This is a genomic window from Glaciimonas sp. OK215, from assembly GCF_057787885.1.
Window position 1 is genome coordinate 3,439,158 of record NZ_CM173544.1, and the last position, 19,530, is coordinate 3,458,687.

The following is a 19,530-nucleotide window of genomic DNA, read 5'->3' on the forward strand; positions in this document are numbered from 1 at the left end:
GGGGTCAAAGACCCCGCAGTTAATTAGTATTTCGACAGCCCGGGAATCCAATCGGTGCCGGCCAAAGGTACCTGCGTCATGGCCGCCGCTTCTACCGTCAACGCCACCAGATCTTCCGGCTCCAGATTGTGCAGGTGCGACTTGCCGCAGGCACGCGCGATCACCTGCGCTTCCATGGTCATCACCGACACGAAGTTGGCGAGGCGGCGACCGGCCTTGACCGGGTCGAGTCTTGCCGACAGCACCGGATCCTGCGTCGTGATGCCGGCAGGGTCACGACCTTCATGCCAGTCGTCGTAGGCACCGGCCGTCGTGCCGAGCGCCTGATATTCAGCTTCATGGCTGGGATCGTTGTCGCCCAGCGCAATCAGCGCGGCGGTGCCTATCGCCACTGCGTCGGCACCGAGTGCGAGTGCCTTGGCGACGTCAGCCCCATTGCGGATGCCGCCGGAGACAATCAACTGCACTTTACGGTGCATGTTCAAGTCGCGCAGCGCCTGCACCGCAGGACGGATTGCAGCGAGAATCGGGATGCCCACATGCTCGATGAATACTTCCTGGGTCGCGGCAGTACCGCCCTGCATGCCGTCCAGCACCACCACGTCGGCGCCGGCTTTGACTGCGAGCGCGGTATCGTAGTACGGGCGGGTTGCCCCGACTTTGACGTAAATCGGCTTTTCCCAGTCGGTAATTTCGCGCAGTTCCGCAATCTTGATAGCCAGATCATCGGGACCGGTCCAGTCTGGATGCCGGCACGCCGAACGCTGGTCGATACCTTCCGGCAGGGTGCGCATCTTAGCCACGCGGGGCGTGATCTTCTGGCCCAGCAGCATACCGCCGCCGCCCGGTTTCGCACCCTGCCCGATCACGACTTCGATGGCATCCGCCTTGCGCAAATCATCCGGATTCATGCCGTAACGCGACGGCAGGTACTGATACACCAGAATCGACGAGTGTCCGCGTTCTTCTTGCGTCATGCCGCCATCGCCGGTGGTGGTGCTGGTGCCTACAATGCTGGCGCCGCGTCCGAGCGATTCCTTGGCGGCGCCCGACAACGAGCCAAAACTCATGCCGGCGATCGTGACCGGCGTTTTCAGGTGAATCGGCTTTTTCGCAAAACGCGATCCGAGCACGACATCGGTGCCGCATTTTTCACGATAACCCTCGAGCGGATAACGGCTGATCGATGCGCCTAAAAACAGCAGATCGTCAAAATGCGGCAGTTTGCGCTTGGCGCCGGCGCCGCGAATATCGTAAATGCCGGTGGCCGCAGCACGCCGGATTTCCGCCATGGTGTCGGGCGTGAAAGTGGCTGAAAAGCGCGGGAGCGTACGCGGGGTTTTAGGTTGGTCGCTCATTTAGTAGGCTCCTGAATTATCAACGTGGAAGTTGTAGAGGGTGCGCGCGGAGCCGTACAAACGGAAGCCGCTCGGGTCGACATCGATGTGACCGGCTTTTTGCAGCAAGCCGAGCAGAATGGCGCGCTCGTCCGCACCCATTTCCTTTTGTTCGCAATCGGCGCCCAGGCTCTGGACGGTGCCGCGCACGAAGATGCGTGCCTCGTAGATTGAATCGCCCAAGGCTTCGCCCGCATCACCCAAAATAACCAGGTTGCCCGCTTGCGCCATGAATGCGGAAAAACTCCCGACCGAACCGCCGACCACAATATCGGCGCCCTTCAGCGAAATGCCGCAACGCAGGCCGGCATCGCCGTCGATGATCAGCAAGCCGCCATTGGCCGTGGCGCCAGCTGCATTCGAAGCAAAGCCTTTGACGTGCACGGTGCCGCTCATCATGTTCTCGGCCACCCCGGTACCCACGCTGCCGGTCACCGTGACCTTCGCCAGCTGATTCATGCCGGCGGCGTAATAGCCTGCATGGCCGTCGATTTCCACTTCGATCGGCAGGTTCAGGCCGGCGGCGATACTGTGCGCGCCGTCGGGATTGACGATCCTGACCGATTTGACGTCAGTGCCGGCAATGTCGTTATGCAGGTAGTGATTGACTTCGCGCAGCGTAGTCTCCTTGAGATCGAAATTTAAACTGTCCATACGTAAATCTCCTTCGGCGCAGGCTCATAAATCCTGGCGTTTTTAACATTGGGCAAATGAGCGAGGGCATGAAACTCGGATGCAATCGCGACGTAGTCGTCGGTTTCCGCGACCACGGCAGGTTTGCAGGCGAATGGATCGCGCACCAGGGCCATCGCTTTTTCGGTACCGATCAGGAAGGTGTAAAAACCGTCCAGTGCGTCGAAGCCCTTGTTAATGGCGGCCGACAAGGTATCGCCTTCACGCATGCGCCACTCCAGGAAACGGCAGGCCGCCTCGGTGTCGTTGTCGGTATCGAAATGGATGCCTTGCGGTTCCAGCTTGCGGCGCAGGTCATGCGCATTCGACAAGGAACCGTTGTGCACCAGGCAAAAGTCTTCGCCGGCATTGAACGGGTGTGCCCGATTCGGGGTCACGGCGGATTCCGTCGCCATCCGGGTATGTCCGATGGCGTGGCTGCCTTTCAGTTTGCTGAACTGATAGCGCTCGGCCACCTGCGCCGGTGTGCCGATGTCTTTGTAGACGTCAATCCGTTGGCCCGCAGACAAATAGTCAACCTGCGGATAATGCTCGCTCAGCCATTTTTTGAGCACTTCGGGCAGCAGACTGGACACCAGGATCACGTGGTTTCCCTTCTGCACCAGCGCCTGCTTGCGGCCGAACTGCTTCTCGAAATCCAGCATGAAGCGTTCCCACACAAAGCCTTCGGCATTGCAGAACAAACTGTATTTCAGCCCATCCCGCGACTGCTCGGTGTAGACCGCCAGTCCGGCCGAATCCGGTCCACGCTCTGTCATGCCCAGCATCATCGGCATGAGCAACTCGCCAAGGCGCTCGCGCATGGACGGCTTCTTGATCAATAGTCCAACTATTCCACACATATTTGCTTCCCCTTTTCTGCTGACGAACTCGACGGGTTAAAAAAACTCGATGTAATTTGCCACTTCCCATTCAGAAACATGGCGCATGTATTCAACGCTTTCCATCTTCTTGAGCTTGACGAATTCCTGGACTACCGGCCCCAGGGTCTCGCATAAGGTCTGATCGGCTTCCAGCGCCGTGACCGCCTCAAACAAGCTCTGCGGCAAGGTGGCAATGCCCTTCTCTGCCAACTCTCCCGCTGACAGATCGTACAAATTGAAGTTGTTCGGATCACCCGGATCCAGTTGGCGGTCGATCCCATCCAGTCCGGCGGCAATGATGGCGGCAGTCGCCAGGTACGGATTACACGCGCCGTCAGGCAGGCGCAATTCAATCCGCCCTTCCGGAATCCGGACCATGCACGAGCGATTATTGTTGCCATAACTCACATAAGCCGGCGCCCAGGTCGCCCCGCTCAGCGAACGGCCGACCACCAGGCGCTTGTACGAATTGACGGTCGGTGCACAAAATGCGGTGAGCGCCGGCGCGTGTGCCAGCAAGCCGGCCGTGAACTGATACGCCAGCCTGGACAAGCCCAGGCCACGCTTGTCGGCCTTGTCGGCAAACAGATTGGAATCCCCGTCCGACAGCGACATGTGGAAATGCAGGCCGTTCCCGGGACGATTGGCAAACGGCTTCGGCATGAACGAGCAGATCATGCCCATCGCGTTGGCAATTTCAGAGGCCGCCATCTTGAACATGATGAAATCGTCGGCCGATTTCAGGCACTCGCTGTAGGTATAGTTGACTTCGAACTGGCCGTTGGCGTCTTCATGATCGATCTGGAACACGTCGATATTGCATTGCTGCAACGCCGCGACCAGTTTTTCCAGATAGGCGCTGGTGCGGCTCAAGCCCTTGTAGTCGTATCCCGCCTTGGCCAGCGTATCGGTTTCGTCGAACGGGTGAATGGCGCCCTTCTCGTCTTTGCGCAGCAGTGAAAATTCCGGCTCCAGCCCTGTATTCAGAATCCAGCCGCGCTCCTTGAGACGCGCCACCTGCTTGAGCAGGACCACGCGGGAATCGATCTGGTGCGGCCTCTTGTTGACGTGCCCGTTGCAGACGATGCGCGCGAAGCCCGGCTGCCATGGCAGCAGCGACAAGGTCGACAGATCGCCGACCGCCATATAGTCCGGCCCATGCGGATCGATGCCCATGCCCCAAATAGCAAAACCGGCAAAACCGGCGCCATTTTTCAGGATATCGCCGAAATGCTTCACCGGAATTGCCTTGGTCTTTGCCGCGCCGTGAATGTCGACAAACTGGGCGAGCACAAACTTCACCTGGTGCTCTTCAAAAAACGCTTTCGCCTGCTCTTGGTTCATTTGCATCTCTCCCATTTTCACGCGTTAAGTAAAAATCCACTTTCAAGAAATATTAGTGAATACTATGAACTTAGAATTCACCCTGGTCAACTAATTTTCACCACATTCACTAATTTCAATTTTGAGGTATCATCTCGGTATTCGAAAAATGAGAAAACCCATGGAAAAAGAGACTCACACTAGCGACCAATCAGTGACGCGCTATGTAGGAAATACGATTCATGCACTGCGCCTGAAACACAATCTCACGATCGCTGACATCGCCGAACGCACCGATATCAGCCGCAGCATGTTGTCGAAGATAGAGAATGGACAAACCTCAGCCAGTCTGGAAACGCTGACACGCGTGGCGAAGGCGCTGGGAGTGTCGATGTCGGCCCTGTTCCGGCAATACGACATACCGGAAGGCTCGGCGCAGCTGATCAAGAATGGCGAAGGCATGGAAGTGGTGAGACGAGGCACCAAACGCGGCCATACCTATCACCTGCTCGCCTATGATCAGGGACCGGTGAAACTGTTTGAGCCTTTCCTGATCACGATGGACGACGAGTCGGAAATATTCCCTACGTTCGAGCACGAGGGAACCGAATTTCTCTACATGCTTGAAGGAGAAATCGAATATCGCCACGGTACCCAGACCTACCTTCTGCAACCAGGCGATTCCTTTACCTTCCGGGCCGACATTCCGCATGGCCCCGAGCGTTTGCTCAAACTGCCGCTGCGCTTCCTGTCGATCACGGTATATCCGACGCCCGGCGACAACTTCTGATCAGCTTGCGCGATATCAGGCACGGCATAACGCGATGCGGGTAGAAATCAATGTATCCCCGGATCCGGTTGGCAACAGTTGCAGATGCGGCATGCCGGTGCGGACGACGATGCCATCTCCGGCCTGCAGCTCGCAGGCGATGCTGCCTGCCATCAGCAAATTAAATCCACCATTCAGCACCATACAGATATGCGGTGCGCCATCAACGTCGAGTGCCCGGTTAGTCCGAAGCTCCAGCACACAGCGCGCTGCCCCACGCCTGGTCATGACGTTCCATAAGCTGACCGGGCCGCTGCCCAGAGACGCCCGCATCAGCGCATCGCCGGGAAACTCCGCCAGATCACCGGTCTGCCGCAGCGCCACTTGCAGCGCTTCGCCGCACAGCGACAAACCTTGACCACGGATCATTACGGCAGCGCGATCGATGCCCGGGAATACCGAAAATGGGCCGCTTTGCGTGATATCGGCAGCGCTCACGCGCCAGGTGAAGTCACTTTCCCCCTCATCGGCGGCGATGGTGCGCGTGACCCCGCCGCCATTCCGCCACGGCTCCGCCGACAGCGCATTCAGGCGAAATTTCTGCCAGCCGGCAGTGATCGCCCTGATATTCATCGGCCTGCCTCTGCCGACGACAGGCCTGTGGCCAGGCGCGGCAATACCTCGAACAGATCGCCCACCAGTCCGTAGTCGGCGACGGCAAAGATCGGCGCGTCCGCGTCCTTGTTGACGGCAACGATCACTTTGGCATCCTTGATGCCGGCCAAATGCTGGATGGCGCCCGAAATGCCAAATGCCATGTAGACATCCGGCGCCACCGTTTTGCCGGTTTGACCGATCTGAATAGCGTTCGACGCAAAACCGGCGTCCACCGCCGCCCGCGACGCGCCCAGAGCGGCCCCAAGCTGGTCTGCGAAGGACTCGACCAGAGGCATGTGCTCCAGTCCGCCGATGCCGCGGCCCACGCCCACTACGACCCGCGAGCGGGTCAGATCGGGACGGCTGCTCAACGACGCCTCGCGCCCCAGCAGACGGCTTTTTGCGTAGGCGGCAACGGCTGCTACCGGTTCTACCGGACAAGCCAGTGCCGCGGCACCGGCCGCAACAAACGCCGTGCTGCGCACGGTGAACAGAACCTTCTCGGCCAGGGGCCGTACTTTGGCGATCACACCGCCGGCATACATCGGCCGCGCAAACAGTTCGCCGGGCGCGATGGCAACGACGTCAGCGAAGAAGGTTCCGTCGCACAAGGCAGCCAGGCGCGGCAGCGCCGCACGTCCGAGCGTGCTGTGATGCGAAAGCACGAAACGGTAATCCTGCATCAAGGCGTGCACCTGGCTTGCCGCCGTTTCCGCCACCAGATCATTGAATTGCGGCGCATCGGCCAGCAGCACCTTGCCGACACCCTCGATCAGCGCCGCTTGCTCTGCTATTGCGGCACAGGCGCTACCCATGACCAACACATGCACGTCATCGGTCAGTTGGCGCGCAGCGCCGACCAGTCTGGCGGTGTTTGCGTCAAGCTGCTGCTGGTTATGTGCAGCAATCACTAAGGCTTTCATAACAACTCCAATCGCATCAGGCGGTTTTATTGCGGGACAAGCAAAGGACGCAAACACGCGATCAAGGTGTCGACATCGGACAACACCACACCCGGTTGCCGCACCGGCGGTTCTTCCATTGCCGTCATTTCACTTCCTGCCTCGACCGACAGTTTCAAGTCATCGAGCGTCAGGATCGTTATCGGCGCTTTTTTTGCGCGCATCATGTTTGGCAGCGTAATGATGCGCGGGTCACACAAGCGCAGATCGACGCTCAACACGGCAGGAACATCGAGTTCGACTTGTTCAAGGCCGTGGTCACCGTCACAGGTAGCGTGTATTTTGTCGCCTGTAATGCCGATGCCATTCACCGATGTGGCTTGCGGCCAGTCGAGCAAGGCCGCCAGCATCGGCCCGGTGGCGCCAAGGTCATCATCGATGGCCTGCTTGCCGCACAACACCAGCGCGACCTGCTCGCGCTGCACCAGGGCTTGAAGAATCTTCGCTACGGCGAGTGAATCGAGAGGGGTCGCGTGGTCCACCAGCAGCGCCGCATCGGCACCGAGTGCCAGCGCCGTGCGCAATACATCTTGCGCCAACGCCGGGCCGCAGGTGACCACCGTGACCTTGCTGGCCAAACCCCGCTCGCGCAGACGGATCGCTTGTTCGACCGCGACTTCGTCAAACGGATTCATCGACATCTTGACGCCGCTTGTTTCCACGCCGGAACCGTCGCGCTTGACGCGAACCTTGACGTTGTAATCGATCACCCGTTTAACAGGAACCAGAATGTGCATGTTGAAGCTCCAAATAAAGTTGCAAATCAGGAAACGGCACCGAGACCGTATTTGCCCACCAGCATCTTCCCGGTCCGGAAGCGCTCCAGCGAATAAGGAGCCAGCGGTACATCGGTAGTCAATCCCAGCGCTTCCTGGGCCAGGACCCGGCCCACACCCGGCGACAGCTTGAACCCATGGCCGGAAAATCCGTAGCCGACGATCAATCCCTGGACGTCATGGACGCGGCCGAGCACCGGATTCCAGTCAGGCGTCACGTCATATACACCGGTCCAGGAAGATGCGAGGCCTGCCGTTTCGTAACTTGGAAAACGTTGCGCAACCTGCTCTCCGACTTCAACGATGTAGTCCAGGGAAATATCGCCCTGCTCATTGTCCGGCTGCGCCAGGGTTTCTCCGACAATGCCTTCACTGACCAGCATCTGATTGCCGCCGTAGCTACGGCAGTACAGCATGCCCGGCGAGCCGAGATCCTTGAAGACCGGCATCGCAAACGTGTAGGGTTCCGGCCCTTCCAACGCCAGGACACTGTGCCGTTCGGCCGCTACCGGCGACGGGATACCGGTCCACTTTTCTAGATCGCGCGCCCAGATATTCTGGGTACTGATGACCGTCCGGCTAAGGAAACGCCCCTGCGAAGTGTCGACGCCGATCACCTTGCCGTCTCCGACCAGCAAGCGCTCCACCTCGACGCCTTCCATGATTTTGACACCCAGGCGGCGGGCGGCACGGGCAAAGCCGGTCGCCACCAGATACGCATCGGCAAAACCGGCTTCCGGCTCATAACCGATCAACGCGGCGTCATCCAGACGTGCAATAGGCAGGCGTTCGCGCGCCTCCTGCTGGTCCAGTAGCTTCACTTCGATGCCCATGGCTTGCTGTGCCGCCAGCGCAGCGCGCAGCGGCGACAGCTTCGGGCCTTCCGGTGCAGCGATCAGGTAACCGCATTTCACCAGGCCGGCGGAGTATTCCTCGTCGCCCAGGTAATTTGCGAAATCCTTGAAAACACCCCACGACGCCTTAGCCAGCTCGACATTTTCTTTCACGGAATAGTGGGTACGCAAAATGCCGGAGGATTGCGAGGTCGTTCCAGCCCCGATTTGGGTACGGTCCAGAACCAGCACGCGGCCGGCACCGAGCTGCGCCAGATGGTAGGCCACCGAACTGCCGATGACCCCGGCGCCGATCACGATTACGTCATAGCTTTCCATGGATTGCCTTTCAAATTGCATCAGAAGTGAGGCCAAGAATAGGATGCATGCCACGACCGGCCTTCAACTTAAGTAAATTTAATGCAATACTTAAGTTTTTAAACTTCTCCATCTGTCAGCGACACTTCCCAGCAGAATCAATTCCATAGCGAGCATCCAATGACCCATCCACCAAGCCAACGTCCAATCAAAACCTTGCCCGACCTGCGCACTCTGGAAGCGTTCGTCACAGTCTGCGCAGCGGGCTCGATGGCGCTGGCTGCGCAACGTCTTGGCATCAGCCAGAGCGCAGTCAGCCAAATGATCAAGGCACTTGAGCTGGACTTGGGCGCGCGCTTGTTCGATCGGGACACCAGGCCGGCTGCGCCGACCCGCGCCGGACAGGTGTTGCTGGAATTGGCCAACGCGCTCTTGAGCAGCGCCAGGGCATTGACGGAAAAGGTCAGCGCCATGAGTCGGCAGGACTACCCGCACATCCGTCTGGGATGTGTGGATTCGTTCGCGGCAACGGTGGGACCGCAACTGATCCGGGCGCTGTCCGAGTCGGCACGCGAGATACAGATGTGGTCGGGCCTGACGCCGGCACTCAGCGCGCAATTGCAGGCACGGGAACTGGACATGGCAATCTGCACCGATACCCATATCGACGATCCGCGCATCAGTCAGCGCCCGCTGTTTTCAGAGGCTTGGGTCGCCGTATTTCCACGCCAGCATGCGGTACGTGCAATGGCGTCGGTGCGGGACCTTGCGGCGCTGGTCGGCGAACTGCCGCTAGTGCGCTACAGCCAGCGCTCAGTCATTGGTCAGCAGATTGAACGCTTCTTGCGACATATCGGCATCAACGCAGCGCGCCGCTTCGAATTCGATGCAACCGACCCATTGCTGAGCCTGGTCTCGGCCGGTCTGGGCTGGGCGTTGAGTACGCCGCTGTGCCTGTGGCAGTCGCGCCAGTATCTCGATTCAGTGACAGTGTTGCCCTTGCCGGTGTCAGGGCTTGGGCGGCGCAACTTTTTTCTGTTAAGCCGCGCGGATGAGTACGCTCGCCTCGACGATGAGATCACCCGCGTGACGCAATGGGTGCTCGAGCACGATACCGCGCCCGCCATCCATCGGATCATGCCCGGATTACCCGCCGATGTATTGACGTGGTCGGGCGAAAAACAGGCATGAAAATGGCATCTGCCGCATGCAGTGCTACGTTGAAATGATTGACCGGGAGAATAAGGCATGACCGCATCAACTTATACCTTTCATCAAGGCAGCGTGCCGCTGCTGATCAGCCTGCCGCATGTGGGGACCGTGATTCCCCCAGATCAGCAAGCGCGTTATGTCGCTCAAGCCCTTGCCGTAGAAGATACCGACTGGCATCTCGAAACCTTGTACGGTTTCGCCAAAGAACTCGGCGCAAGCATGCTGGTCCCACGTTATTCGCGCTACCTGATCGACCTTAACCGGCCGCCTGAGAACACACCAATGTATGCCGGCGCGAACAACACGGAACTGTGTCCGACGCATTTTTTTTCCGGCGCATCCCTGTATCGGGAAGGACAGGCGCCCGATACGGAGGAGATTGCGCGTCGGCGCGACACTTATTGGCAGCCGTATCACGACGCATTGTCGACAGAACTGGCGCGCCTGAAAAATCAGCATGGATACGCTGTACTATTCGACGGCCATAGCATCAACTCGGTGTTGCCATGGTTATTCGAGGGCCAATTGCCCGATCTCAATTTGGGCACTGCGGCAGGCAGCAGTTGCGCACCGGCCTTGCGCGCGGCGCTGGTCGCAGCGCTTGAGGCGCAGACGGCGTTCTCGCATGTTGCCGACGGCCGCTTCAAGGGTGGCTACATCACGCGTCATTATGGCCAACCGCAGGACGGCATCCATGCGGTCCAACTGGAGATGGGATTCCGCTGCTACATGCAAGAACAAGCTCCTTACCTGCTCGATCACAGCCGGGCGGCGGCATTGATTCCGCTGTTGCGCGCTCTTGTGAAAACGATGATCAAGTACACGCCAATAGCAAAAGAGGCCAGCGATGGCTGGCCTCTGTCGGGATAGCGCGGCTATCAACCCGTTTAGTGCAGCTCTTCCAGGCGAATCCTGGTGACCTTGCCGACCACTGTCGCCAGTGCTTCGATTTTTGCAATCGCGGCTTCGACGTTCTTCTCCTGGGTCTGGTGCGTCAGGATGATGATGTCGGTGCGCGTTTCGCCTTCAGCCGGCTCTTTTTGCAGCAAGGCATTGATGGAAATCGACGATTCAGCCAGGATGTGCGTCACATCGGCCAGCACGCCCGGCTTATCCGTCACACGCAAGCGCAAATAGTAGCTGGTGGTGATTTCAGCCATCGGCAGAATCTGTATATCGGTCATCGCATCCGGCTGGAATGCCAGATGCGGCACCCGATGCTCGGGGTCTGCGGTTGCCAGGCGCGTAATATCGACCAGATCCGCGATCACCGCCGAAGCGGTCGGCTCTGCACCGGCGCCCTTGCCGTAATACAGCGTTTCGCCCACCGCGTCGCCACGCACCAGCACCGCATTCATCGCACCTTCGACGTTGGCGATCAGGCGACTGGCCGGCACCAGCGTCGGATGGACGCGCAACTCGATCCCGGCGTCGGTACGTTTGGTGATGCCCAGCAGCTTGATGCGATAGCCGAGTTGTTCGGCGTAGCGAATATCGGTCGCTTGCAGCTTGGTGATGCCTTCGACATGCGCCTTGTCGAATTGCACTGGAATACCGAAAGCAATCGCGGCCATGATGGTCAACTTGTGTGCCGCGTCCACCCCTTCGATATCGAAAGTCGGATCCGCTTCGGCGTAACCCAGCCGTTGCGCTTCTTTCAGCACGGCTTCAAAGTCCAGTCCCTTGTCGCGCATTTCCGACAGAATGAAGTTGGTCGTGCCGTTGATGATGCCAGCGATCCACTCGATGCGATTGGCGGTCAACCCTTCACGCAGCGCCTTGATGATGGGAATGCCGCCGGCGACAGCCGCCTCAAACGCAACGATCACGCCTTTTTCCTGAGCGGCCTTGAAAATCTCGTTGCCATGCGTTGCTATCAGCGCTTTGTTGGCGGTGACCACATGCTTGCCGTTGGCGATCGCCTTCAGCACCAGATCCTTGGCGATGCCATAGCCGCCGATGAGTTCGATGACAATGTCGATGTCAGGGTTGTCGACCACCAGGTTGGCGTCATTGACCACTTCGACTGTGCCGTGCGTCAATTCCTTGGCGCGCTCGATGTTGAGATCGGCCACCATCGTAATTTCAATGCCGCGTCCGGCACGTGCAGCAATCTCGTGCTGATTACGCTTCAATACGTCGAACGTGCCGGAACCGACCGTGCCTATGCCAAGCAAACCTACCTTGATGGATTTCATAATCTCTACTATCTGTAAAAAAATGCTGATATCGACATGACACTCAAGCCACCTCGACACGGCGAACAACAAAGCCTTGGTCGCCCGCCTATTAATAAAAATTACCGTGTTAACCTGTTCCCTGCCTCAGCCAAAACCGCTTTTATGCATTCCCGTGGCGCTTGCGATACCCCTCCAGGAAGTGTGCAATCCGACCGACCGATACCGCCAGATCGTCGGTGTTCGGCAGAAACACTACGCGGAAATGATCTGGTGTCGGGCAGTTGAAGCCTGTGCCCTGCACAATCAGAACCCGCTCTTCCGCCAATAACTGGTAAGCAAAATCCTGATCGTCGGCAATCGGATACATGTGCGGATCAAGACGCGGAAACATGTACAGCGCCGCTTTTGGCTTGACGCAGGTTACGCCGGGGATATCGGTGAGCAACTTGTAGGCCGTATCGCGCTGACGCGTCAAGCGTCCGTTTGGCGCAACCAGGTCATTGATGCTTTGATAACCGCCGAGCGCGGTTTGAATCGCATATTGGCCCGGTGCGTTGGCGCACAAACGCATCGATGCCAGCATGTTCAAGCCTTCGATATAACTCTTGGCGTGTTTTTTCTCACCTGACACTACCATCCAGCCGGCCCGATAGCCGCATGAACGGTAATTTTTCGACAAGCCATTAAACGTAATAAACAGCACATCGTCCGCCAGCGAGGCAATCGAGGTATGGGTATGGCCGTCGTACAACACCTTGTCGTAAATTTCATCCGCAAAGATGATCAGCTGATGCTCGCGCGCCAGATCGACGATTTCCTGCAGCAGCGCATCCGGATACAGGGCACCGGTCGGATTGTTCGGGTTAATCACCACGATCGCGCGCGTATTGGCGTTGATTTTGCTCTTGATGTCGGCGATATCCGGGAACCAGTCGGCCCGCTCATCGCAGATGTAATGGCGCGGCGTCCCGCCGGATAGGCTGACCGCAGCGGTCCACAACGGATAATCGGGCGACGGCACCAGTACTTCGTCACCGGTATTGAGCAACGCGTTCATGCTCATCACAATCAGTTCCGAGGCGCCGTTGCCGAGATAGATATCATCGATGGTGACGCCCTGGATGTTCTTTTGCTGGGTGTAATGCATCACCGACTTGCGTGGTGCGAACATGCCCTTGGAATCCGTATAGCCTGAGGCGTTACCCATGTTGCGGATCATGTCCTGGACGATTTCATCCGGCGGCTCGAAACCGAATACGGCCAGATTGCCGATATTCAGTTTGATGATCTTGTGGCCTTCTTCTTCCATTTGCCGCGCTTTTTCAAGCACAGGCCCACGGATGTCGTAACAGACATCGTCCAGTTTTTTCGATTTTTGAATCGGTCGCACAGCGCAATCCTTGTTATTTGATGCCATATAGACATCTATTCAATCGGCGCAAAGAGTTGGCCGGAACTAAGCATTTTGCCGAAAGCGTGAAGCTTTATCAATCGAATTATCATGTAATAGCAGTTCGTTACCGACGGAAAACGCTACAATGCAGCACTTTATTTTCCATTTTACGGAAATTGGCGCGCCGACAACGATCTAATCGCAGTCAATCACGCGGAGAATTAGACTATGAAGCTGCATCACACCCCGACGCAACAATACCAAACCGTGACCGCTTACGACGACAATGGCGTCGAAATCAACACGGTCCGTTTCGAATACAGTTTACTGGTCTTGCCGGAAACGCCACCCGTGGCATGGCCGGTCCGCAGCTTTGAGCGACTGGACCCTGAACACTTTGCCCATATCGCCAGCACAGATCCCGACGTGGTGATACTCGGCACCGGCAAGCGCCAGCGCTTTGTCCATCCGAAACTGACCACGATGCTGACTGCGCGCCGCATCGGCGTCGAGTGCATGGACAATCAGGCAGCTTGCCGTACTTACAATATTCTGATGGCGGAAGGCCGCAAGGTCGCGCTGGCATTGATTTTCGATATGGTCGATCCGATCCCCACTATTAAGGAACCCGCTCAAGATGCGTGAATTGCATAAATCCAAGACCTTTGTGTGGGTCCTGTTCCTGCTGTTTTGCATTATCTGGTGCTACATGCTGGGCGCGCGTACGCTGGTGCCGACCGACGAAGGACGCTACGCTGAAATGGCCCGCGAAATGGTGGCAACCGGCGACTGGATCACATTGCGCCTGAATGGCATCAAGTATTTTGAAAAGCCGCCACTGCAAACCTGGATGAATGCACTGACCTTCGAACTGTTTGGCCTGGGTGAATGGCAGGCGCGTTTGTGGACCGGTTTGTGCGGTTTGCTGGGCGTGGTACTGGTGGCGTTTACCGGGCGCAGGGTATTCTCGGAGCGTACCGGCTTCTTCGCCGCATTGGTATTGGGTTCAAGCTTCCTGTGGGCGGGCCTGGGCCACATCAACACGCTGGATATGGGGCTGGCCGGCATGATGACGCTCTCGCTGTGCGGCTTGTTGCTGGCGCAGCGCAGCGATGCCAACGCTTCCGAACAACGCAACTGGATGCTGGTGTGCTGGGCCGGCATGGCGCTGGCGGTATTGTCGAAGGGACTGATCGGCATCGTCCTGCCGGGTGCGGTACTGATTCTGTACACCCTGTTTTCACGCGACTGGGCGATCTGGAAGCGCTTGCACGTTATCAAGGGACTGCTGCTGTTCTTTGCCATTACGGCACCCTGGTTTGTGCTGATTTCATTGAAAAATCCGGAGTTCCCGTATTTTTTCTTTATCCACGAACACTTTCAACGCTTCACCAGCAAGATCCATCATCGTTATGGCCCGCCTTATTATTTCGTGCCAATTTTGCTGCTCGGGATTATTCCTTGGTTAGGCGTCTTTTTCCAGAGTCTGTGGAACGGCGCCCATGAGCGCAACGCGGCGTCCGGCTTCCAGCCGAAAAAAATGTTGCTGATCTGGTCAGTGTTCATTTTCTTCTTTTTCAGCATCTCGGACTCGAAGCTGCCGTCGTATATTTTGCCGATCTTACCGTCGTTGGCGCTACTCATCGCCTGTCATCTGGATAAAGCGTCCAACAAGGCGATCAATGCCTCGGCCTTGCTATTCCTGATACCAAGTGCGCTCGGTGTTGCGCTGGCCTGGAAGATTCCAACGCTGGCAAAAGATGCTTACTCGCTGCCGCTGATGGCGGCCCATGTACCCTGGGTATTTGCCGCCTCCGTCATCGGTTGTATCGGCGCCGTCGCCGCCATGTTGCTGTCACGCCGCCAAAGGGAATGGGCGATTGTGGCGCTGGCTGCCAGCGGTTTTGTTTCCGGCCAGGTGCTGATGTATGGGCACGACCCGCAAGGTCGTTACTCGGCCGGCGTTGACATGGTGCCGGCGATCCAGGCTGAATTGACGCCGGAAACGCCGCTCTACGTGGTCGGCAAATATGAGCAGGCATTGCCGTTCTACCTGCGGCGTACCATGACCATGGTGCAGCACATGGATGAGCTGGAATTCGGCCTGACGCAGGAACCGCAGTTGTGGATCCCGACGATAGACGCGTTTGCCACCAAGTGGACCGCAGATCACGTCGCGGGCAAGAAGGATATTGCGGTCATTCGTCCTGAAAATTATGTCGAGCTGGAAAAACGCGGCTTGCCAATGCGCGTCATCGCCCAGGATCCGCGGCGCGTGGTCGTGACCAACGCGATGAGCAAGCCCGGTGCGAAACCTGACGCAGCGGTTGCACAAGCTGCGCCGGAACCCGCCTCACCAGGTCCGGTTGCGGACACCGCTGGCGCTGCTTCAGCGTCGGCACAATAAGGAGCAAGCCCTATGACTCTCACTACCTTTGGCTTTATCCTGACCGGTGTGTTCCTGAATGCATTGGCGCAATTATTGCTCAAGGCGGGCACCAACGCTGTCGGCGCGATCCATCTGACCAGCGCGAACTGGTTCGCCACCGGCATCAAACTGGCCACGCAATTGCCTATCCTCGGCGGCCTGACCTGCTATGTCATCTCGGTCGGCGTCTGGATCATCGGACTATCGCGGGTGGATGTGACTATCGCCTACCCTTTGCTTTCGCTGGGTTACATAGTCAGCGCCATCGGCGCCTGGTACTTTCTGGGCGAAGCGATCTCGGCACAACGCATCCTGGGAATAGGCGTGATTATCGTCGGCGTGGTGCTGCTGACGCGCAGCTAGTGTAGTGTTGCACGCAGATTGCAGCATATAAAAAGGATGGATTTTTCGCCGAAACAAGGAAAAACCCGCAGCAATACTGAAGTATTGCGAGGATTTTTGACGCAGTGTCGGCGGAAAAGACGCCTTTTTATACTGCAAGATAAGTGCAACACTGCACTAGCGGCATACGGGCTGTCCGCGCGCTATCTGGCATATAGCGCGCGCTCCAGCTAGTCCGGGTAGATTCGCCACACGATTCATGCAGTACCGAGCACTTCCGACATTTTAAATACTTCGGTCAAATTCACTATGAGCCAACAACCATTCCTTCCTTTTTCCAAACCCACCATCGATGAAGACACCATCGCTGCAGTTGGCGATGTACTGCGTTCCGGCTGGATCACCAGCGGTCCCAGGGTGCAGGCTTTTGAAAGCCAGTTGTCCGAATATATGGGCGGTCGTCCGGTGCGCACTTTCAACTCCGGCACCTGCACCATGGAAATCGCTTTGCGGATCGCCGGCATCGGTCCCGGCGACGAAGTCATTACCACGCCGATTTCATGGGTCGCTACCGCCAACGTCATTATTGAAACCGGTGCGACACCGGTGTTTGCCGATATTGATCCGCTGACCCACAATATCGATCTGGACAAGCTGGAAGCTGCCATTACACCACGCACCAAAGCGATTATCCCGGTCTACCTGGCCGGTTTGCCGGTCGATATGGAGCGCCTGTATGCGATCGCCAACAAGCACAATCTGCGCGTGGTGGAAGATGCGGCGCAAGCCCTCGGCTCAAGCTGGAAAGGTCAGCGCATCGGTTCGTTTGGCGACTTCGTCTCCTTCAGCTTCCAGGCCAACAAAAACATCACCTCTGCCGAAGGCGGTTGCCTGGTATTGAATAACGCCGAGGAAGCGCGGCTGGCGGAAAAATATCGTCTGCAAGGCGTTACCCGCAGTGGCGTCGACGGAATCGATGTGGATCTTCTGGGCGGCAAATTCAACATGACGGATGTCGCCGCCGCGATTGGCCTCGGCCAGTTTGCGCACATCGACGCCATCACCGCCCATCGACGTCGGCTGGCGCAGCATTACTTCGCCAGTTTCGGCAGCGACTTCACCGAAAAATACGGCGCTGAATTGCCGGTCGCCGATTTCGAAAACAGTAACTGGCACCTGTTTCAGCTAGTCCTGCCGGAGCGGGCAGACGGTAAGCCGGCACGCGCCACGTTCATGGAACAAATGCAGGCGCACGGCGTCGGTGTCGGCTATCACTATGCGCCGATACACCTGTTCAGCATGTATCGCAAACGCGGCTTCAAAGAAGGCATGTTTCCGGTCTCGGAACGGGTCGGCCGGCTCATCGTGACACTCCCGATGTTCAATGCGATGACAAGCGGGGATGTCGAACGTGCGGTGGACGCGGTAAAATCCGTGCTTAAATAAATTTGCCAGCGATTCATGAAACCAGAACTCACCGTTGTCATCCCCGTTTATAACGAAGAATCCAGCCTCGCCAAGCTATTCGATCGCCTGTATCCGGCGCTCGATGCACTCGGCACCTCTTACGAAATCATATTCATCAATGACGGTAGCCGCGACACCTCGGCGGCTGTGTTGGCCGAGCAGTTCCGGGCACGCCCGGATGTCACCCGGGTGCTCCTGTTCAACGGCAATTTCGGCCAGCACATGGCGATTCTGGCCGGTTTTGAAGCGAGCCGCGGCAAAATTATTGTGACGCTCGACGCCGACCTGCAAAATCCACCGGAAGAAATCGGCAATCTGGTCGCCAAGATGCGTGAAGGCTATGATTACGTCGGCTCGATCCGTCGCGAGCGTCAGGATTCGGCCTGGCGCACCATCGCGTCCAAGGCGATGAACCGATTGCGCGAAAAGATCACGCACATCAAAATGACGGATCAGGGCAACATGCTGCGCGCCTATGGCCGCAATGTGGTCGACCTGATCAATCAGTGCAAGGAAGTAAACACCTTCGTCCCGGCGCTGGCATACACCTTCGCCCGCAAGCAGACCGAGATCGTGGTGGAGCATGAGGAACGCTCGGCCGGCGAATCGAAATACTCGGTATACAGCCTGATCCGTTTGAATTTCGATCTGGTGACCGGATTTTCGCTGGTGCCGCTGCAGTTCTTTTCGCTCGCCGGTATCGTCCTGGCTTTCGCTTCTGCGGCGTTGTTCGTTTTGCTGGTAATCCGACGCTTCGTGTTGGGCGCGGAAGTTCAGGGGGTCTTCACGCTGTTCGCGATCAGTTTCTTCCTGATGGGCGTGCTTCTGTTCGGCATCGGCCTGGTCGGAGAATACGTCGGCAGGATTTACCAGCAAGTACGAGCCCGCCCGCGGTATGTCATTCAGGCGATGCTGGAACAATCCTCGGCCGAAGATAAGGACGCCTCATGAAAGCCGTGGTCTTTGCGTATCACAACGTTGGCGTGCGCTGCCTGAAGGTGTTGCTGGCGCGTGGCGTCGAAGTTGCGCTGGTGGTCAGCCACGAAGACAATCCGGCGGAAACCATCTGGTTCGACTCGGTCGCTGCGGTATGTCGCGAACACGGCATTCCGGTCGTCACACCGGCAGATCCGGGCAGCCCTGAATTACTGGCACACATCACGGCGCTGCAACCTGATTTCATTTTCAGTTTCTATTACCGTCACATGCTGCCGGTGAATTTGCTGGCGCTGGCAAAACACGGCGCCTACAACATGCACGGCTCGTTGCTGCCGAAATACCGCGGCCGGGTCCCCATCAACTGGGCGGTCCTGCACGGCGAAACCGAAACCGGCGCCACCTTGCATGAGATGGCGGCCAAGCCCGATGCCGGCGCCATCGTTGCGCAAACCGCAGTTCCCATTCTGCCCGACGACACCGCCTACGAAGTATTCGGTAAAGTCGTCGTCGCAGCAGAGCAAACATTGTGGAACGTGCTGCCCGCGATGCTGGCTGGCGCAACGCCGAAGCTGCCGAACAATCTGGCGCAAGGCAGTTATTTCGGCGGACGCAGGCCAGAGGACGGCAAGATAGACTGGCAACAATCGGCACAGGCGGTGTATAACCTGCATCGTGCGGTAGCGCCGCCCTATCCCGGTGCCTGGACGATGGTGGGCGACACCGCTTTAGTGATAGAAAATGCACGTTTATCAACTATCGCGCTGCCAAATTTGCCTATCGGCCTGACGGTAGTGGATAATTGCATTTTTGGCGTGTGCGGCGATGGCCGCGCGCTGTTGATCAACAGCTTGTCGGCGAACGGGAAAACACTGACACCACAAGCGCTACAGGCGATTCTTTAGCAAAACCTTCGACAAACATCCTGGCCGTCCCGCCGTTCGACAAGTGGTCGACGCGGGGTCTCAAACCACCATGCTC

Annotated in this window: 19 protein-coding genes; 9 read left to right on the forward strand and 10 right to left on the reverse strand. The window is 57.7% G+C overall.

Annotated features, from left to right (window positions below):
- Positions 1–23 precede the first annotated feature (23 nt).
- The 4 genes from AC3CHX_RS15705 to glnT are packed head-to-tail and all read right to left on the reverse strand — an operon-like array spanning position 24 to position 4,297.
- Positions 24–1,358 carry an FMN-binding glutamate synthase family protein gene (locus tag AC3CHX_RS15705; protein ID WP_488628976.1) on the reverse strand — a complete coding sequence of 445 codons (1,335 nt, stop codon included), beginning with the start codon at positions 1,356–1,358 and terminating at the stop codon, positions 24–26.
- Positions 1,359–2,051, reverse strand: coding sequence for a protein glxC (locus tag AC3CHX_RS15710; RefSeq protein WP_488628977.1), 693 nt, complete (start codon positions 2,049–2,051; stop codon positions 1,359–1,361).
- Positions 2,039–2,932: a class II glutamine amidotransferase gene (locus AC3CHX_RS15715; RefSeq protein WP_488628978.1), complete on the reverse strand. Its 894-nt coding sequence runs from the start codon at positions 2,930–2,932 to the stop codon at positions 2,039–2,041. The genes AC3CHX_RS15710 and AC3CHX_RS15715 overlap by 13 nt, the downstream gene beginning before the upstream one ends.
- Before the next feature lie 36 nt (positions 2,933–2,968).
- Positions 2,969–4,297, reverse strand: a complete 1,329-nt coding sequence (gene glnT / locus AC3CHX_RS15720; protein WP_488628979.1) for a type III glutamate--ammonia ligase — start codon at positions 4,295–4,297, stop codon at positions 2,969–2,971.
- 160 nt (positions 4,298–4,457) lie between these two features.
- Here glnT and AC3CHX_RS15725 point away from each other — a divergent pair, with 160 nt between their 5' ends.
- Complete coding sequence (locus tag AC3CHX_RS15725) at positions 4,458–5,066, forward strand: helix-turn-helix domain-containing protein (RefSeq protein WP_488628980.1); 609 nt, start codon at positions 4,458–4,460, stop codon at positions 5,064–5,066.
- Between the two features lie 15 nt (positions 5,067–5,081).
- Here AC3CHX_RS15725 and AC3CHX_RS15730 read toward each other — a convergent pair whose 3' ends face one another.
- Genes AC3CHX_RS15730 through AC3CHX_RS15745 form a run of 4 tightly spaced genes read right to left on the reverse strand, consistent with a single transcriptional unit; the run spans position 5,082 to position 8,612 of the window.
- A complete protein-coding gene (locus AC3CHX_RS15730; RefSeq protein ID WP_488628981.1) occupies positions 5,082–5,678 on the reverse strand; it encodes a HutD/Ves family protein in 597 nt (198 codons plus the stop codon).
- Positions 5,675–6,625 carry an electron transfer flavoprotein subunit alpha/FixB family protein gene (locus AC3CHX_RS15735; protein WP_488628982.1) on the reverse strand — a complete coding sequence of 317 codons (951 nt, stop codon included), beginning with the start codon at positions 6,623–6,625 and terminating at the stop codon, positions 5,675–5,677. The genes AC3CHX_RS15730 and AC3CHX_RS15735 overlap by 4 nt, the downstream gene beginning before the upstream one ends.
- Before the next feature lie 26 nt (positions 6,626–6,651).
- A complete protein-coding gene (locus AC3CHX_RS15740) occupies positions 6,652–7,401 on the reverse strand; it encodes an electron transfer flavoprotein subunit beta/FixA family protein (protein ID WP_488628983.1) in 750 nt (249 codons plus the stop codon).
- Positions 7,402–7,427: 26 nt separating this feature from the next.
- Positions 7,428–8,612: an NAD(P)/FAD-dependent oxidoreductase gene (locus tag AC3CHX_RS15745; RefSeq protein WP_488628984.1), complete on the reverse strand. Its 1,185-nt coding sequence runs from the start codon at positions 8,610–8,612 to the stop codon at positions 7,428–7,430.
- Positions 8,613–8,771: 159 nt separating this feature from the next.
- Between AC3CHX_RS15745 and AC3CHX_RS15750 the strand changes: the two genes are divergently transcribed.
- A complete protein-coding gene (locus tag AC3CHX_RS15750) occupies positions 8,772–9,782 on the forward strand; it encodes a LysR family transcriptional regulator (protein WP_488628985.1) in 1,011 nt (336 codons plus the stop codon).
- 57 nt (positions 9,783–9,839) lie between these two features.
- Complete coding sequence (gene hutG, locus AC3CHX_RS15755) at positions 9,840–10,673, forward strand: N-formylglutamate deformylase (protein WP_488628986.1); 834 nt, start codon at positions 9,840–9,842, stop codon at positions 10,671–10,673.
- A gap of 17 nt (positions 10,674–10,690) precedes the next feature.
- Here hutG and AC3CHX_RS15760 read toward each other — a convergent pair whose 3' ends face one another.
- Together AC3CHX_RS15760 and AC3CHX_RS15765 are read right to left on the reverse strand one after the other, a co-directional pair.
- The gene (locus AC3CHX_RS15760; protein ID WP_488628987.1) at positions 10,691–12,001 is read right to left on the reverse strand and encodes a homoserine dehydrogenase; all 1,311 of its coding nucleotides are present in this window, start codon (positions 11,999–12,001) and stop codon (positions 10,691–10,693) included.
- Between the two features lie 142 nt (positions 12,002–12,143).
- Positions 12,144–13,373 (reverse strand): pyridoxal phosphate-dependent aminotransferase, encoded by a 1,230-nt coding sequence (locus tag AC3CHX_RS15765; RefSeq protein ID WP_488644838.1) that lies wholly within the window; start codon positions 13,371–13,373, stop codon positions 12,144–12,146.
- A gap of 231 nt (positions 13,374–13,604) precedes the next feature.
- Between AC3CHX_RS15765 and AC3CHX_RS15770 the strand changes: the two genes are divergently transcribed.
- From AC3CHX_RS15770 to AC3CHX_RS15795, 6 genes are all read left to right on the forward strand, one after another.
- Complete coding sequence (locus AC3CHX_RS15770; RefSeq protein WP_488628988.1) at positions 13,605–14,021, forward strand: Mth938-like domain-containing protein; 417 nt, start codon at positions 13,605–13,607, stop codon at positions 14,019–14,021.
- Positions 14,014–15,783 carry a glycosyltransferase family 39 protein gene (locus AC3CHX_RS15775; RefSeq protein ID WP_488628989.1) on the forward strand — a complete coding sequence of 590 codons (1,770 nt, stop codon included), beginning with the start codon at positions 14,014–14,016 and terminating at the stop codon, positions 15,781–15,783. The genes AC3CHX_RS15770 and AC3CHX_RS15775 overlap by 8 nt, the downstream gene beginning before the upstream one ends.
- A 12-nt stretch (positions 15,784–15,795) precedes the next feature.
- Complete coding sequence (locus tag AC3CHX_RS15780; RefSeq protein WP_488628990.1) at positions 15,796–16,167, forward strand: EamA family transporter; 372 nt, start codon at positions 15,796–15,798, stop codon at positions 16,165–16,167.
- 288 nt (positions 16,168–16,455) lie between these two features.
- Complete coding sequence (locus tag AC3CHX_RS15785; RefSeq protein ID WP_488628991.1) at positions 16,456–17,592, forward strand: DegT/DnrJ/EryC1/StrS family aminotransferase; 1,137 nt, start codon at positions 16,456–16,458, stop codon at positions 17,590–17,592.
- 15 nt (positions 17,593–17,607) lie between these two features.
- Positions 17,608–18,564: a glycosyltransferase gene (locus AC3CHX_RS15790; RefSeq protein WP_488628992.1), complete on the forward strand. Its 957-nt coding sequence runs from the start codon at positions 17,608–17,610 to the stop codon at positions 18,562–18,564.
- A complete protein-coding gene (locus tag AC3CHX_RS15795; RefSeq protein ID WP_488628993.1) occupies positions 18,561–19,454 on the forward strand; it encodes a formyltransferase in 894 nt (297 codons plus the stop codon). The genes AC3CHX_RS15790 and AC3CHX_RS15795 overlap by 4 nt, the downstream gene beginning before the upstream one ends.
- The last annotated feature ends 76 nt before the right edge of the window (positions 19,455–19,530 follow it).